The sequence below is a fragment of the Providencia vermicola genome, assembly GCF_020381325.1.
Taxonomy (GTDB): Bacteria; Pseudomonadota; Gammaproteobacteria; order Enterobacterales; family Enterobacteriaceae; genus Providencia; species Providencia vermicola.
Genome location: NZ_JAGSPI010000002.1, coordinates 338964 through 354174, shown reverse-complemented (window position 1 = coordinate 354174; position 15211 = coordinate 338964). Strand labels below are relative to the sequence as shown.

General features: G+C 40.8%; 14 protein-coding genes. 5 read left to right on the top strand and 9 right to left on the bottom strand.

Annotated features, from left to right (window positions below; genetic code table 11):
• The first annotated feature begins 32 nt into the window (after nucleotides 1-32).
• Nucleotides 33-599, top strand: a complete 567-nt coding sequence (efp, locus tag KDJ85_RS04210; RefSeq protein WP_004258667.1) for an elongation factor P — start codon at nucleotides 33-35, stop codon at nucleotides 597-599.
• A 78-nt stretch (nucleotides 600-677) separates the two neighbouring features.
• On the opposite strand, the gene KDJ85_RS04205 is transcribed toward efp, so the two are convergent.
• The 3 genes from KDJ85_RS04205 to KDJ85_RS04195 all read right to left on the bottom strand — a co-directional run bounded on the left by KDJ85_RS04205 (nucleotide 678) and on the right by KDJ85_RS04195 (nucleotide 4465).
• Nucleotides 678-875 carry a YbdD/YjiX family protein gene (locus tag KDJ85_RS04205; protein WP_004908094.1) on the bottom strand — a complete coding sequence of 66 codons (198 nt, stop codon included), beginning with the start codon at nucleotides 873-875 and terminating at the stop codon, nucleotides 678-680.
• 245 nt (nucleotides 876-1120) lie between these two features.
• Nucleotides 1121-3214: a pyruvate/proton symporter CstA gene (gene cstA / locus KDJ85_RS04200; RefSeq protein WP_225818599.1), complete on the bottom strand. Its 2094-nt coding sequence runs from the start codon at nucleotides 3212-3214 to the stop codon at nucleotides 1121-1123.
• Between the two features lie 342 nt (nucleotides 3215-3556).
• Nucleotides 3557-4465, bottom strand: coding sequence for an EamA family transporter (locus KDJ85_RS04195; protein ID WP_225818598.1), 909 nt, complete (start codon nucleotides 4463-4465; stop codon nucleotides 3557-3559).
• 267 nt (nucleotides 4466-4732) lie between these two features.
• Here KDJ85_RS04195 and sugE point away from each other — a divergent pair, with 267 nt between their 5' ends.
• A complete protein-coding gene (gene sugE / locus KDJ85_RS04190) occupies nucleotides 4733-5047 on the top strand; it encodes a quaternary ammonium compound efflux SMR transporter SugE (protein ID WP_004258648.1) in 315 nt (104 codons plus the stop codon).
• Between the two features lie 94 nt (nucleotides 5048-5141).
• Here sugE and KDJ85_RS04185 read toward each other — a convergent pair whose 3' ends face one another.
• Complete coding sequence (locus KDJ85_RS04185) at nucleotides 5142-5363, bottom strand: helix-turn-helix domain-containing protein (protein WP_225818597.1); 222 nt, start codon at nucleotides 5361-5363, stop codon at nucleotides 5142-5144.
• 185 nt (nucleotides 5364-5548) lie between these two features.
• On the opposite strand from KDJ85_RS04185, the gene KDJ85_RS04180 reads away from it, so the two are divergent.
• Together KDJ85_RS04180 and KDJ85_RS04175 are read left to right on the top strand one after the other, a co-directional pair.
• Nucleotides 5549-6325 carry a hypothetical protein gene (locus KDJ85_RS04180; RefSeq protein WP_225818596.1) on the top strand — a complete coding sequence of 259 codons (777 nt, stop codon included), beginning with the start codon at nucleotides 5549-5551 and terminating at the stop codon, nucleotides 6323-6325.
• 57 nt (nucleotides 6326-6382) lie between these two features.
• Complete coding sequence (locus tag KDJ85_RS04175) at nucleotides 6383-7567, top strand: MFS transporter (protein ID WP_225818595.1); 1185 nt, start codon at nucleotides 6383-6385, stop codon at nucleotides 7565-7567.
• Between the two features lie 74 nt (nucleotides 7568-7641).
• On the opposite strand, the gene KDJ85_RS04170 is transcribed toward KDJ85_RS04175, so the two are convergent.
• The 5 genes from KDJ85_RS04170 to KDJ85_RS04150 form a co-directional block, all read right to left on the bottom strand.
• Nucleotides 7642-8745, bottom strand: a complete 1104-nt coding sequence (locus KDJ85_RS04170; protein WP_225818594.1) for a hypothetical protein — start codon at nucleotides 8743-8745, stop codon at nucleotides 7642-7644.
• Between the two features lie 11 nt (nucleotides 8746-8756).
• Nucleotides 8757-9893 carry an ABC transporter substrate-binding protein gene (locus tag KDJ85_RS04165; RefSeq protein ID WP_225818593.1) on the bottom strand — a complete coding sequence of 379 codons (1137 nt, stop codon included), beginning with the start codon at nucleotides 9891-9893 and terminating at the stop codon, nucleotides 8757-8759.
• A gap of 16 nt (nucleotides 9894-9909) precedes the next feature.
• Nucleotides 9910-12051 carry a TonB-dependent siderophore receptor gene (locus tag KDJ85_RS04160; protein WP_225818592.1) on the bottom strand — a complete coding sequence of 714 codons (2142 nt, stop codon included), beginning with the start codon at nucleotides 12049-12051 and terminating at the stop codon, nucleotides 9910-9912.
• A 252-nt stretch (nucleotides 12052-12303) separates the two neighbouring features.
• Nucleotides 12304-12885 carry a TetR/AcrR family transcriptional regulator gene (locus KDJ85_RS04155; protein ID WP_225818591.1) on the bottom strand — a complete coding sequence of 194 codons (582 nt, stop codon included), beginning with the start codon at nucleotides 12883-12885 and terminating at the stop codon, nucleotides 12304-12306.
• 175 nt (nucleotides 12886-13060) lie between these two features.
• Nucleotides 13061-13789, bottom strand: a complete 729-nt coding sequence (locus tag KDJ85_RS04150) for a GntR family transcriptional regulator (RefSeq protein WP_225818590.1) — start codon at nucleotides 13787-13789, stop codon at nucleotides 13061-13063.
• 238 nt (nucleotides 13790-14027) lie between these two features.
• Between KDJ85_RS04150 and KDJ85_RS04145 the strand changes: the two genes are divergently transcribed.
• Nucleotides 14028-15188, top strand: a complete 1161-nt coding sequence (locus KDJ85_RS04145) for a mandelate racemase/muconate lactonizing enzyme family protein (protein ID WP_225818589.1) — start codon at nucleotides 14028-14030, stop codon at nucleotides 15186-15188.
• The last annotated feature ends 23 nt before the right edge of the window (nucleotides 15189-15211 follow it).

Here is a 15211-nt window from a genome sequence, read left to right as displayed (position 1 = left end):
GCCATTTTTAGTTTATAAATTAGAGGATCACCATGGCTACTTATAGTACCAATGAATTCCGCTCAGGTCTTAAAATCATGTTAGATGGCGAGCCTTGTGTCGTTTTAGAAAGCGAATTCGTAAAACCAGGTAAAGGTCAAGCGTTCGCACGTGTGCGTATCCGTAAACTGATTTCTAACAAACTGTTAGAAAAAACCTTTAAATCTACTGATTCTGTTGAAGGTGCAGATGTCATGGATATGAACTTAACTTACCTGTACAACGACGGTGAGTTCTGGCATTTCATGAACAACGAAACTTTCGAGCAATTAGCCGCGGATGAAAAAACCGTTGGCGACAACGCAAAATGGTTAGTTGACCAAGCAGAATGTATTTTAACACTGTGGGACGGTCGTCCTATCGCGGTAACGCCACCTAACTTTGTTGAGTTAGAAATTACCGATACTGACCCAGGCCTGAAAGGTGATACCGCAGGTACAGGTGGAAAACCTGCAACACTGAGCACTGGCGCAGTGGTTAAGGTTCCTCTGTTTGTTCAGATCGGTGAAGTTATCCGTGTTGATACTCGCTCAGGCGAATACGTTTCACGCGTAAAATAACGGCGTATCCTATACGGAATCGTTAAAAATAAAAAGCCGTGGTCGAGTACCACGGCTTTTTTTGCATCTTTTTCAGGCCTAACAGCACTTAAAACCACCTTTTCCGCCATAACGTGCATCTTGGCGCTCTTTAAAAAACTCCTCATAAGTCATCGGAGTTTGATCAGGGTGAGTCCGTTGCATATGGGCGACGTAGTTGTCGTAATCAGGGACGCCGACCATCATTTTTGCCGCTTGGCCGAGGTATCTCGCTGCTTTTCCTAGTTCTCCAAACATTTTTTCTCCTTCATATTCCGCGCTGCAGCGTTGTTGACTGCTCTCAGCTACCCAAGTCACATACTGTGTATGCTCCTAGTTTCTCCTTCATAATTCACGCTGTTGCAGCGTTGGCTTCATTCGCTAACCCTAGTCACATACTGGTGTATGCTCCTAGGGATTATCTTCTTTGCCGCCTTGCTCCAGCATGAATTCTTTTGGAGAAAGAGTGTGTACCCAAAACATGAAAAGCTTTTTCGCGAAAATCAATGATGGCGCGTATTAGCCACGATTTCCTCGTAGTTGGCTGGCATTGGTTCGTATGGCACTTCATTCGCAGTCGGTTCGCTTGATTTTAACGCTTTAAGCGCAGTGCGGATGGAGAACAGAGCCAGTAAAACGACGACAATCATAAAGAAAATCGTTAAGCTAGCATCTAAACGGTTATTGAAAATCAACTGTGTAAGCTGAGATTCGGTATATTGCACTGGAATATTGCCACTATCAATCATCGCTTGGAATTTATTCGCTACAGCTAAGAAACCAACGCGGGCATCTTCACTGAAGGTCTTTTCCCAGCCAGCCGTCATGGTACAAATCAACAACCAAGCCGTTGGGACAAGGGCAACCCATGCATATTTTTGGCGCTTCATTTTGAACAGTACCACAGCACACAGCATTAACGCCATACCCGCGAGCATCTGGTTTGCGATACCAAAAAGCGGCCATAAGGTATTAATACCGCCAAGTGGGTCGACGACACCTTGGTGAAGGAAATATCCCCATGCGAGCACACACAATGCCGTTGCAATCAAGTTGGCGGGTAATGAATCAGTCCGTTTCAACGATGGGGAAACCACGCCAAGTAAGTCTTGTAACATAAAGCGCGCAGCGCGTGTTCCTGCATCAACCGCGGTTAAGATAAACAGAGCTTCAAATAAAATTGCAAAGTGATACCAGAAGGCCACATTCATCAGACCACCAAGCGCCCCATGCAGAATATAGGCCATCCCAACAGCAAGCGTTGGCGCACCACCAGCACGGGAGATAATACTGGTTTCACCTACTTCATTGGCAATGGTGTTGAGCTGCTCTGGGGTGATTTGGAAGCCCCAGCTGCTTACCACTTGTGCGGCAGAAGCGACCACATCTTCGGTACCTGCTGGTGCTAACATTGCCATTGGACTGTTCATGGCGAAATACACACCAGGGTCAATCACACACGCTGCGACTAACGCCATGATGGCAACAAATGACTCCATTAACATACCGCCATAGCCGATAAAACAAGCTTGGTTCTCATTTGCTAACATTTTCGGTGTTGTACCCGAGGAGATCAGCGCGTGGAAGCCAGAAACAGCACCACAGGCAATAGTAATAAATAAGAATGGGAACAAATCTCCGGCCCACACAGGGCCTGTACCATCAATATATTTCGTGAGTGATGGCATTTGCAGGTTTGGATTTAAAATTAAAATACCAATAGCGAGACCAATAATCGTCCCGATTTTTAGGAAGGTTGAAAGGTAATCACGCGGTGCAAGCAGCAACCAAACGGGTAAAACAGCGGCAACAAAGCCGTATCCGACTAACATCCACGTTAATTGGACGCCAGTGTAGTCAAAGTACGGTGCCCAGGTTTCACTTTCGGCAACCCATCCTCCTGAAATAATAGCGAAAACAAGGAATACCAGCCCAATAATCGACACTTCACCAATGCGCCCTGGGCGAATATAACGGGTATAGATCCCCATAAAAATCGCTAGTGGAATAGTGAATGCAACAGTGTAGGTTCCCCATGGACTGTGAGTTAAGGCTTTTACCACGATCATCGCAAGTACGGCTAAAATGATCACCATGATCATAAAGCAGGCTATCAAAGCGAGAATACCTGCGGTATTGCCCATCTCTTCTTTGACTAACTCACCGAGCGAACGTCCATCTCGACGTGTCGAAACAAATAACACCATAAAGTCTTGTACGGCGCCTGCGAGTACGACCCCAGCAAGCAACCACAGCATACCTGGGAGGTAACCCATTTGCGCAGCAAGTACTGGGCCGACTAAGGGGCCAGCGCCTGCAATCGCGGCAAAATGGTGACCAAATAACACTTTTTTATCCGTTGGGACGTAATCCAATCCATCATTATGACGAATTGCTGGTGTCATACGTGTTTCGTCAACTTGCAGGACTTTTTTCGCGATAAACAACCCGTAATAACGGTACGCAATGAGATAAATACAAACTGCTGCGACCACAATCCACAGCGCATTTATTTGTTCACCACGATATAAGGCGATGTAACCGAGTGAAAAAGCACCGAGCAGAGCGAGCACAATCCAAATAAATTGTTTACCCATAGTCATCCCCATCTGTTCAATGAATGATATCTGTTATTTATTTAAGTAAAACTGAGGAAGATATAGCGATAGTTAAGTTAAAGAAAAAGTAGCTAAAACGAGACACCTAATTGAAATTTTAGATAAATTCGATAATTGCTGTGAATATCACTAATCCAAGATCATTTATTGGATTTTATCTGGTTTTGAACTAGCGAATAGCTAATGGTGTGGGTATTTATCTGAATTTTCTTTATAAGGCAGTATTATTATCTAAAATATAAAGTAGGAGGGATAAGGTGGAAATGAATGAGAGTGTTGATTACCGAAAGTTAAAAACCTTCGGTAATCAAATGAGTTATCTTAAGCGTGTCTTAAACGTTGGATAATTTTTTTGCCAAAAAGCGTCGTAATAAGACCAAGCATGATCAAAATTAAACCAGCGACTTGTACGCCATTAATGTGCTCACCAAGGAATAATGCACTGCTGCTTAAACCGAACACTGGCACTAATAATGAAAATGGTGCAACACGCCATGCCTCATAGCGCCCGAGCAGTACACCCCATAGGCCGTAACCGACAAAAGTGGATAAATACGCCAAATACAAAATCACACCGAGCACAGGCCAATCAAAGCCTGTTAATCCGTCCACAATGGCATCCTCGCCCTCAAGTATCCACGAACTAATTAGGAAAGGAATTATAGGGATAAGCGCACTCCAACTGACGAGAGACAACGCGCTACATTTTTCTGCACCTTGATTTTGCATAATAATTCGGTTGGTAATATTACCACAAGCCCATGATAAACCAGCAATTAAGGTAAATGCTAAACCAAGCAATGGGATATCATCTAACCCGCCAGCTGTCGCACCATTGGCTAACACCGTTAATCCTGCGATAGCGATAAACATGCCAATAAAATGGGTTGGTTGTAGCGTTTCCTTTAAAATCATGGCACCAAGTAATAAGGTGAAAAAGGCTTGAGATTGCAAAATAACGGAAGTGATTCCTGCTGGCATACCAACGCGGATAGCACAGAATAAAAAGGCAAATTGACCAAAGCTGATGGTTAACCCATACAATAATAACAATTTGAACGGAATTTTAGGCCGCTTGAAAATAAAAATGGCAGGAAAGGCAACAAAAACAAAGCGTAATGCCCCAAGGAGTAATGGGGGAAGCGCGGTCACACCGAGCTTGATAATGACAAAATTAACACCCCAAATAATGACCACACAGAGGGCAAGTAATATATCTTTGAAATTCATGCTAATTTCTCGGTGGATAGGCTCGATAAGATTTTCTACTTTACCTTTGCTAAGGAAAGAGTGCGATGTCAATGATGCTTATTGGCAAAAAACAGCATAAACAGGTTAAAAAAGGTCGCTAATTTATATTTATTTGTTATTTTTCGTTGCTTGAGTCTGTGCTGGTGAATGTTTATAATGAGGTACACATCACACGTATTCAGGACGACCTGAATCACGTCATTCAATTATGGGGACGACCCCGAGTTATATACGGGAGCAACGACCATGGCATGGATCGTCCTTTTATTTGCAGGTTTACTCGAAGTGGTTTGGGCTGTAGGGTTAAAGTACACCCATGGCTTTACACGCTTAACACCCAGTATCATTACCATTATCGCGATTATCGCCAGTATGGGCTTATTAGCCTATGCCATGCGTGACTTACCTGTCGGAACGGCTTACGCAATCTGGACGGGAATTGGCGCGGTGGGTACGGCTATTGTTGGGATTATTTTCCTAGGTGAGTCTGCGAATATGTTCCGCTTATTGAGCCTTGCCTTGATTATTACAGGGTTAATAGGCCTTAAAGTGTCTAGCTAGTTATTCAAACGTTGTATTTAAGGTAACGTCGGCGGATGATATTATAGCTATCCGCCGTTATTGCTTTTTGGATTTATCGTCAGGCATAAATTTTTCAGCCCTTTTGGTCTCGATGATAATAACGAGATGGCCAAATTTCAGCGGGTTCCATACCTAAAAACTCTGCAATAATTCTTTCTCCCTTTGGCCAACGCCGTGATAGTGCATTGTTAAGTGTTGATGAATTTAGCCCTGCGGAACGTGATAACTCAGCAAGGGAAGAGCCTTTTTTCTTTATTGCCGCAATGATGTCAGCAGGGTGCCAATCTTTTTTCATGATATCTCCAATATTGTAGGTAGTTTATGATTAGTAATTTTAAGATTAATATTACTGTATTTTTTATTTTGTTTTTTTAATACTAGTATTAAATTATACTTTGAAAGTTTTTTATTCTGTGATAGTGATATATATCCTTGGTTTTTATTTTTTATTAACATTTAATTATATTAAAAGGAATTATTATGGATGTTAAGAGTGAACTTTTGGAAAAAACGTGTTCAGGTTTAAAAAATACCTTTTCAAATTACTTTGATTGGAATGATATTGATCTGTCTTTTTCAAAAGTAGATATTATAAATAGGCAGGTTCATACCACTTCGAGTAATTATGATTGGGTTTTGATGTATTGGGATGCAGATCTAGATAGAATTATTAGTGAACGACTATCAACAGGGATACAGTACTGGAATAACTACTCAAAAGAATATATGAATACATTATTAAGAACAGATAAATGTGAATTAAAAGTTGATTTCTGTACTAAATATGGAAGTGTATATGAAATTACGTCAATTAATTCAAGAAGAAAATTATCGATAAAAGATATAATGGCCATATATAAATGCCGACCTATTATTTCTGATTATACTCACGGAATATGGAAACAAAGTGATGAAAATTATTTGCCATTAAGAAATAGTTTAGATATACCGATCGAAAGTAATAACAGTATTAATGATTCAGAAAGTGAGATTTTAGATATCCACCAATATATGCGTTTTGGAAACATTCGGTTTACTCGAAAGGAAATTGTTACAATAAGATTGCTATTATCCCACTGTAAAGTAAAGGAAATTAGTTATGCGCAAGGATGTTCAGAGGTATGTGAACATAAACGAATTCAACGGATTAAAGAAAAACTTTCTTGTCCCCATGCATCTTCAAGTGGGTTGTTTAGCGCATTAAAAGAAAATGGAATTACACTTGCTTGCTTAGAAACTTTAGTAAATTACCCTTAACTTTCAATATGTAAATTAATTGATGTCTGAAATATTAGGGATGATAAGGATAATAAAATGAAATGGAAATTCAGGTTTGGCGCCGTGGCTGGTAATGCACTTGAATATTATGACATTGCTGTTTTTGCTGCAATATCAACTTATTTGAGTGCTGAGTTAACAAATTTGGGTTATACACAAGCGACAGAAATGGTTTGGGGAATTTTTGCTCTTCGTTTTTTAATACGGCCTTTAGGGGGATATATTATTGGACGTTATGCCGATACGGTTGGGAAAAAATCCGCTTTAATATTGACAAGTCTAATTACTGGAATTGCAACATTAATGATGGCTTTATTACCAATTGAATTATTAGGTAACTATACACCAGCTGCTATATTAATATTACAACTGGCTTTGTCATTTAGTTTCGCAGGGGAGTATCCATCTTTAATTACTTACTTATTTAAAGATGCTCATTTTAGAGAACAAGCTAGAGTTTCATCTATTATTGTTGGCAGCTCTTTGTTTGGTGTCATTGCCTCTTTAGGTATTGTTCTTATTCTAAAAAATACGTTGAGCGAAGATGTGATGCAATCAATAGGCTGGCGAATCCCATTATTCATTGGGGTTATAAATATTCTAATGAGTTTTTGGTTTAGATTTAATCTCCCAAATTATAAAGTTATTTCTACAGATAAAAAATCAATAAATTGGAAAAATATTTTTTGGGTTTTTTTATTCACAATTCCTGGGACTGTCACCTTTTATTCTCAAAACTTATCGACATCATTGATAATAGAGCAATTAAAAATTGAAGAGATAAAAAACTATTATGCAATCTTATCATCAAGTTTACTTTTGATCCTCATGTTAATATGTGGTTGGCTTACGGATAAATATAGTTCAGCTAAGCGGGTTTTTAATATGGGGGTCATGATAATGGTCTTTTGCTCTATGCCGCTTTATCTCATATTACAAACCAATAGCCTATTACTCGTTCTAATGGCTCAACTGTTAATGTCTGTTTATTCAGCAATGATATTGTGTAATTTATCAGCGGTTCTCATCAGTAAGTCAAATGGACAGGCAGCAATTTTAGGCATTGGTTACAATGGTGCTTCGGCTTCTCTTGGGGGGATCACGCCTTTAATTGTAAGCTACCTCAGCCAATATCACTTAGTTTACGTTGGGGCATTTATCGCTGTTTGTGGATTGTCCTATTTTATATCTTATTTATTACCAAAGCCTGTTCATACTTAGCTTTTTTTCATTCATTCCCTCGTTTAATGACGTGAATGAGGGAATGAATGCTGCTTTTGGGCGTAGAAAAACAGTTATAAAACCCATGCTGTTCGGGCGCCAACTGTGGTGCTTTTGTGCAACCGAGTATGGCTAAGGCAAAATGCATCAATGCCTGCGCTGTGTTGTGAGTACCATGCACCGCCGCGCATCAGGGCTCGTTCACCATAGTTGCGCAGATAGATTTGGTCGTCTGATTGTTTAACGTTATAGGGGGCGAGGCCTAATATTTTCAATAATGCTGGAATTTGCTCACCTTGAGTCGTTCCAACCAATCGAAATGGGCTGTCTAGCAGGCCTGGCGGATAGCCTGAATCCGTTGGATCACCATTAAAATGGCGGATCTCTTTCGAGATTATGGGAGCACCTGCATTACCATCAAGCTTGGCTATTGGAGAATCATATTTTGCACTTGATGGGCTATTTAAAGGGATTAACTCACCACTGTGCATATCAATAGCTCGCCAATCTAATAATGAATCATCAATATTAATTGCGGCATCATTATTTTTTATGATTTGAATTTCGCCAGCTACTAAACGCACCCCTGTTTGCCACTCCCAAAGGTTACCGACCAAATCGCTGATCCCTGAACGTTGGTGATTATGGTGCCAATTTTCCCAGTGTTCATTGGTTGGCGTTGTTGGTGTACCTTGCAAATCACCAGTGACACGCCCGTCAATTCGTGGAATGAACTCATCATGATTAAAATAATTACGACCGTAATCTGTATTACCTTGAACAAGGCTATGATGTTGATTCACTAATGCAGATATCGCGCACCATTGTGCGTTAGTACTAATATGGCAGCCTTTACCTGATTGCTGCGCTAATGCTTGAAATTGCACTAAAGTTAAATTACACGCAGGTGGTTGATTGGGCTGGCTGACTAATTCACCATCTTGCAAGCTTGCGCTATAGCAGGCGTAGAAAAAGGCATCAATAGGGCGTTCATTAATGATAAAAGCTGGATGGATACCTGTGCCTAGAGAGGGGCTAATTTCTTGTAAATTAAACTGGGGTACGATAAAGACATAGTTAGGCTGCCCTTTAGGGCTGTAAATAATGGTTCGTTGCCCATGACTTTGTTTTTCAACTTGGGTTCTTAGTGGGTCGGGGGAATAAATTGTTGTCATCATCAGTCTCTATTTTAAAGGGAAACCCAGTAGCCTTCTTGCCACTCGATGGGTAAGAACTGTTCCGTAAAATCTTTAAAAACAGCATTTACATCTAAATCTCGAAATAAGCTGGGGTACAACCAAGTCGCAAATTTTAGGACGGCGATAAAGCCAAATGGGCTATCGTAAAAGGTGTGCCAAATGGCATGAACATGCTGCTGTTTAACTGCATTCAGAGTTTTAAAGGCATTACGCGCCATTAAAACTTTGAGCTTTTGTTTCGCTAGCTGTAAATCCGCCCCTGGGCCTAGTCCAATCCAACTGCCTTTCGGGTTATAGCCACTCCAATCGGTACCTGTGACAATGACCATTTGAGCTTGAGTGTGAATAATCGTCTCTTGGTTTAGAACACCATATGTTCCATGAATGTATTGGTTAGCAATATTCTCTCCACCTGCAAATGTGAGAAACTGGCCAAAATTTCCATTTCCATAGGCTAAGCAGCACTCTTCCGTAAAACCTGCTGCACGCTCAAGAAGCACTTTAGGCCTTAGTAGCTTTGTATTGATTAGACGATTTTTTACATGGTCTAACTGTGTTTTAATAAATCGATTGATGCGATGAGCTCTTTCTTGTAAGCCAAATACGTTACCCATAATCGCAATACTTTTTGGTGTATTGGTGAGTGGGTCAACACTCATATCAAGAGCGATAACTGGTACATTAGCGCGCTGTAAAAGTGAGAGAAGTCCATTGGCTTGTAAACCTGAAAATGTGCCCGTTGTCGTAAAAATAATGTCTGGTTTGAGTGCTAAAAGAGTTTCCAAATTAGCCTGTGCCCCGCCAATCGCAGGGAGGAGGGGTAACTGTTCTAACTTAGGAAAAGCTGCACAATATTGTTGATAACTGCGCAAATCAGCAGTACGAAAGTTACTTGGGAGCGCAACGAGTTTTTCAACAAAATCGTGTATCCCTAAGGTTGCAAAGAGAAAAACGAGAGAGGGATCAGCCAAATAAATGTTCTGTGCATTTTCTGGGTAAGCAATAGAGCGCCCAAGGATATCGGTCACCTTGGGCCGCGAGGCGGAGAAAACAGGACGAGGTACTACACTTAACATCGCTATTGCTAAGCCTGCTTTGACCAAATGCCTTTTCGTGCTTTCCATCATTAACTGGCCCTTTTAATTAAAAATAGTAATTGAGTGTGGCAAATAACGTTCTGTTAGTGCCAATACTGCAATAGGTAGAACTGGTACAGCTAGCAACATAGGATTTATTGGTGACATTGCTGACGGTTAAACCCAACTCCATGCCTGTAAGTTCAGGGACTAACGCATCCATTTGGTATCTTGCGCTGATATCACCAAGCCAGACGGCTGGAACTTTAAATGTGTTGGTGTTGTCTCCCCAGGTTTCACCTAAATAGCGCACGCCAACGCCGACTAAGGCACCTTCGAAGTAAGGGGAATGGAAACGATAGTCAACCCATGCAGACCCACTGTGTTTAGGGACTTGAACAGGGTGTTTATTTAGGACGGAAAGGTCTTGGCTTTGGGTGATTTTATTGTCAGTAAAAGCGTAGTTCAGCATAACATTCACCGATGGCGTTAAGGCCATACGGCTTTCAAAATCAACCCCACGAGAGCGAATTTTCCCTGTTTGATTATAATAATCTGGATTTAGCGGGTTATGGGTGGTGACATTTTTTTGTTCTAACTCATATGCGGCTACGCTTGCCATGAGGTTATCCGATTGGTATTTAAGCCCCATTTCGGCTTGTTTTGATTCAGTTGGGATAAAGGATTTTCCATCCGCATCCGTCCCTAAAACGGGGTCAAAGCTATCGGAAAAACTGACCCATGGCGAAAAACCATTTTCAAAAGCATAGGTTAGCCCAACACGTTGGCTCCAAGCGGAAGTGTCATTTTTTTGTGTTGTGTGAGTGAGGTTATTGTCAGTATCTAAATAAGACCAATCATAGCGCCCACTCAGGATCAAATCCCATTGCTGCCAACTAAGTTGGTCTTGCAGGTAAACGCCATAGCGATCAAAACGTTGGGTCGTTGATGTGCGGGTAATGGGGTAAGGTTTAAATTCAGGGTGATGGGGTTTTACCCACGGATCGAAACTGACGGTTTGTGAGCCCCACCAGTTTTTATTCAGCTTTCCAGTTTGATAATCAAATCCAGTAAGAAGTTCGTGGTGAATATTGCCAGTTTTGACGTTATAAACCAGCTGGTTATCAACAACAAAAGTTTTGGATTTACTTGGAGAGTTTTGGTAAACCGCAGTGAGCAGACGGTCACCTGCTAAGAAACCCCGAGTAAAGTCACGTTTAATGTGAGTATCTACATCGGAATAACGCATATTTTGTTTCAATGCAACGGACGAGCTGATTTGGTAGTCAACTAATGAGGTCACTGACCACTGCGTGCGTGTGGATTTTTCATGTTTTGGGTCACTGTAGTTTTGAGTAAAATCCAACTTTCCATTTGGATTAGGTAGCAGGCCGATTGCTTGAGCAGGCAAGGTATTATAGTGGCCAATATGGGGATCATGTTGATATTGGCTCAACACTGTCCAATTAAGTTTTTCATTAGGTTGCCATGTGATGGACGGCGTCAGTAAGTAGCGAGATTGCTTTGAGGAATTGACTTGTGAATCCGTTGACAGTGCTAATCCATTCATACGATATAACAATGTTTCATCGTCATTTATGGCTCCTGTGGTATCAAATTTGACGGCATTATTATCGAAATTGCCTTTTTGGAACTGAATTTGATGTGATTCATTGGCACTTGGGCGGCGTGATTGCATATTGATAACGCCCCCTGCGCCACCTTGCCCATACAGCGCGGATGATGGCCCATGAACGGCTTCGATGCTATTGAGTGTCCATGAATCGATTTGCGGCCCCCAAATGCCACTGTTGCCAATAACACGCAACCCATCCAAGTAATAATCGGCATCAAAGCCACGAATTTTTGAAAAATCGATTCCATTGCCGAAAGCACCAAACTTTTCACTGGTAACACCCGCACTATAACGTAAGGCTTGGCTAATTGATTCAGAGGGTAATGTATCCATCTGCTCGCGATTAATCACAGAAACAAATTGTGGCGTTTCCAATAAGGTCGCAGAGTTTTTTGTAGCAGAGGATTGTTTTTTTTGGGCATAGCCAATAGGTTCTTGGCCTTGGTTTTCTGCGGCGGTGACGACCAAAATGTCTGATTTAGGTTTTGCATTTGCGGTATTTGAGTAAATTAGAGCAGCAACCAATAAACTTAGCGTGGAAAGTGTGTAGGTTCGATGAGTGAAGTTATGCATGAAATTTTAGCCAATAAAGTAAACGTTGAAATTCAATGGCGCTAGCATAGATCGACGACCGACCATCGGTCAACCTAATTAATAATCATTTGCATTTAATCTTGAGGGGTTAATTTGCTTGGTAGATGATAAGCCGTTTATTTTATTAATACTAAATGATAAACACAGCTATGTTCGGAGTGGTTTTTTGTTTGTGCGAATGTGGGATTAAAATAAAGCGAGTACGTTAGAATGACTTTCTCGCTCTATTTTTTATTTAATCAGCTGGCTAAATCGCTTATACAATATTTCACCTAAATTATGCTGAGTGTATTCGTGGCTATTTGAGAGGTTATCGACCGCAGCATGCATAGAGTGGTAAATCATCGTAGCGAGAAGTGCAGGGGGAAGCGCTGACCATTCTTGGTTTTTTTCGCCTAAAGTGAGAATTTCTTGAATTTGAAGGACTGCACGTGTTTCATGGTCATTACTACGACCGTGGTATTCATCGTGAAACAGCATGTCGTGAATCTGTTGTTTTTCAACATAATATTTGACACTATTCTCACACCAAGACTGGAGCTTTTGTGCCGCACTTTTTTGCTGAGAGAGCGCGTCATCAATATTTTCTAAATACCAATCCATATAACGAGTGCGTAAGGCTTCCATAATGTCATTTTTTGACTGAAAGTAATGATAAAACGTCCCTTTCGCCACGTCTGCATCGTGCACAATCTCACTGACCGTCGTGTTGACAAATCCTTTAGAAAGAAAAAGTTTTTCCGCTGCATTCATTAGGTCATCAAGTCTTTCTTCAGCGGGTTTTGTTCTTGGCTTTTTAGGGGGGAGTGTCATTAGACTTGTCTCTTAATATTTTGTCCTAAAGAATAGTCGCAATAGTGCATCATACCATTGAAAGCGAATAGGCTAAAATTTTCCTAGAGCCTGTTGATCTTTGATAGCAATTTTTATTGTTTGGTACGCCATTGCCTTCATTTAATTATTGAGAGTATCTCTTGATTAATTGAAATTACTGCTCTCTTTTTTTGTCGATCGCCTGTTCAAAATTGACTTTTTTATTTTGATTGCGAATATGCTCTTTAATTTCAACTTTTATTTTAGATAAGTCACCAGAACAGATGATATCGAGCAATTTTTTGTGCTCATCGACAATTTTTTCCATTGGTTTGGTAAATGTGGATATGCCAATAATAATGGTTAATTGTTTTGATACATTTTCCCATAAGGCTGTTAGCGTATTATTTCCACTGAGCTGGCAGAGTGTCCGATGAAAGTTAACATCGCTAAGTGAAAATTCATAGCTATCTTGTACGATTGCGGCTTGAGCCATTTGATCAATGCATTGATTGAGTTTTTCTATAGATGTAGCGTCTCGGTGTAGACCTTTAGCGATAAACATATTGAGCACATGTGATTCTAATAAGACCCTAATATCAATGAGTTCATCTAAACGTTCACTCGTAACGGGGGCCATTCGAATTCCTTTGAAAGGCTCGTTAATGACAATACCTTGGCTTTCAAGGACACGTAATGCTTCTCTAACAGGCACACGACTCACATTCATTTTTTCTGCAATTTCAGTTTCCACAATGCGGTCACCAGGCAAGATAAACCCACGAGTTGCGGCTTCAACAATTCTATCAACAACATCATCCGTCAGCGTTCGTGCTTTTATGGGTTGCCAATAATCTTCTTTTGATGATTTTTGAGAAGAGTGTCGCTTCTTACTTACAGTCATAGTGAATGCCTATTAAATTATTTATTAATCAATGGATTAATGATTTTTTCACTTTGGTGTTATCGCGAACAAAAGTACCACGTTTTCCTTTATTAGACCATTAAAAACAACATATCTAGGATTATCCTGCTTCATCTTAAATTTCGATTGGATCACAAAACGAACAATTGAATATTGTATACAATCTTACAAAGAGATTTAATGCGTTAGAAATGTACTGGTTTAAAAAGGAAATTACATGGAACGCATGTTAGAAAACATCAAGATTACAGAAATTGTTGCTGTCCCTCTATTTGGTGAAAGCCCAAAAGGTGGCTGGTCGAATGAAATCAAGCCCGAAGATTCCATTCACGCCATTATTGCCATTCACACGGATGCAGGCATCACAGGTTATGGCAGTGTGTTTACAGATGGGCGTTTAGTTGAAGCCGCATTACCGTTACTCGCTTCTTTATGTATTGGCGAAAGTGCACTACAGCCAGAAAGAGTATCCGAAAAATTAAGGCAGAATACTTTTTGGATGGGAAGAGGCGGCACTCTCACTCATGTGATTAGCGGTATTGATATCGCATTATGGGATATTTTAGGGAAGGCAACGGGATTACCTGTGAGTACATTATTGGGCGGAAATTATCGTTCTAAAGTTCAGCCTTATTGTTCGTTACTCATGGAAGAGCCTGAAAAAATGCATCAAGTCATTTGCCAGTATAAATCTCTTGGTTTTAAGGCATTTAAAATTGGTTGGGGGCCGTTTGGTCGACGTAATGATGCGCAGTTAGATCGGGCAATAATTGCATCGGCAAGGGATGCGGCAGGGAATGATTCACAATTATTAGTTGATGCTGGAGCGAGTGATGCTTATTGGCCAAATGGATTGAAATGGGCAATTCAAACTGCGCATATGTTAGCAGAATACCAAGTGGGTTGGTTCGAAGAAGCATTGCGCCCTGATGATATTGAAGATTTTAAAATTCTTCGTAGAGAAAGTCCTGTGCCTATTGCAGGCGGTGAAGTGCTTACTCGCCGCCAAGCGTTCTTACCTTGGTTATCTCAAGGCGCGTTCGATATTGTACAGCCTGATGTAACGAAAGTTGGGGGGATCTCTGAGCAGCGCAGAATTGCATGGTTAGCGGATGATTTTGGTGTGAAATATGTTGGTCATGGCTGGAATACGGCAATGGGGCTTGCGGCGGATCTGCAAATGGCGGCGGCTTTCCCACAAGTTGATTTCGTCGAGTTTATTGGTGGAAGCCAATATATTGATGGGATTGTTAAAACACCATTTAAAGTTGATGAGCAAGGGTATTTAGCTATTCCAAACAAGCCTGGACTCGGTATTGAGCTTGATGTCGATAAATTAGCCAAATTTACTGTAAATCCAGAGCGTTTATTTAAGTAACTTAATGATTGGCCAGGTAATGA

Coding starts and splice junctions, on each gene's coding strand:
- KDJ85_RS04150 (WP_225818590.1), bottom strand. CDS start 13,789: ATGACTGTAAGTAAGAAGCGACACTCTTCTCAAAAATCATCAAAAGAA.
- efp (WP_004258667.1), top strand. CDS start 33: ATGGCTACTTATAGTACCAATGAATTCCGCTCAGGTCTTAAAATCATG.
- KDJ85_RS04170 (WP_225818594.1), bottom strand. CDS start 8,745: ATGATGACAACAATTTATTCCCCCGACCCACTAAGAACCCAAGTTGAA.
- KDJ85_RS04195 (WP_225818598.1), bottom strand. CDS start 4,465: ATGAATTTCAAAGATATATTACTTGCCCTCTGTGTGGTCATTATTTGG.
- KDJ85_RS04165 (WP_225818593.1), bottom strand. CDS start 9,893: ATGATGGAAAGCACGAAAAGGCATTTGGTCAAAGCAGGCTTAGCAATA.
- KDJ85_RS04185 (WP_225818597.1), bottom strand. CDS start 5,363: ATGAAAAAAGATTGGCACCCTGCTGACATCATTGCGGCAATAAAGAAA.
- KDJ85_RS04160 (WP_225818592.1), bottom strand. CDS start 12,051: ATGCATAACTTCACTCATCGAACCTACACACTTTCCACGCTAAGTTTA.
- KDJ85_RS04180 (WP_225818596.1), top strand. CDS start 5,549: ATGGATGTTAAGAGTGAACTTTTGGAAAAAACGTGTTCAGGTTTAAAA.
- KDJ85_RS04175 (WP_225818595.1), top strand. CDS start 6,383: ATGAAATGGAAATTCAGGTTTGGCGCCGTGGCTGGTAATGCACTTGAA.
- KDJ85_RS04145 (WP_225818589.1), top strand. CDS start 14,028: ATGGAACGCATGTTAGAAAACATCAAGATTACAGAAATTGTTGCTGTC.
- KDJ85_RS04155 (WP_225818591.1), bottom strand. CDS start 12,885: ATGACACTCCCCCCTAAAAAGCCAAGAACAAAACCCGCTGAAGAAAGA.
- KDJ85_RS04205 (WP_004908094.1), bottom strand. CDS start 875: ATGTTTGGAGAACTAGGAAAAGCAGCGAGATACCTCGGCCAAGCGGCA.
- sugE (WP_004258648.1), top strand. CDS start 4,733: ATGGCATGGATCGTCCTTTTATTTGCAGGTTTACTCGAAGTGGTTTGG.
- cstA (WP_225818599.1), bottom strand. CDS start 3,214: ATGGGTAAACAATTTATTTGGATTGTGCTCGCTCTGCTCGGTGCTTTT.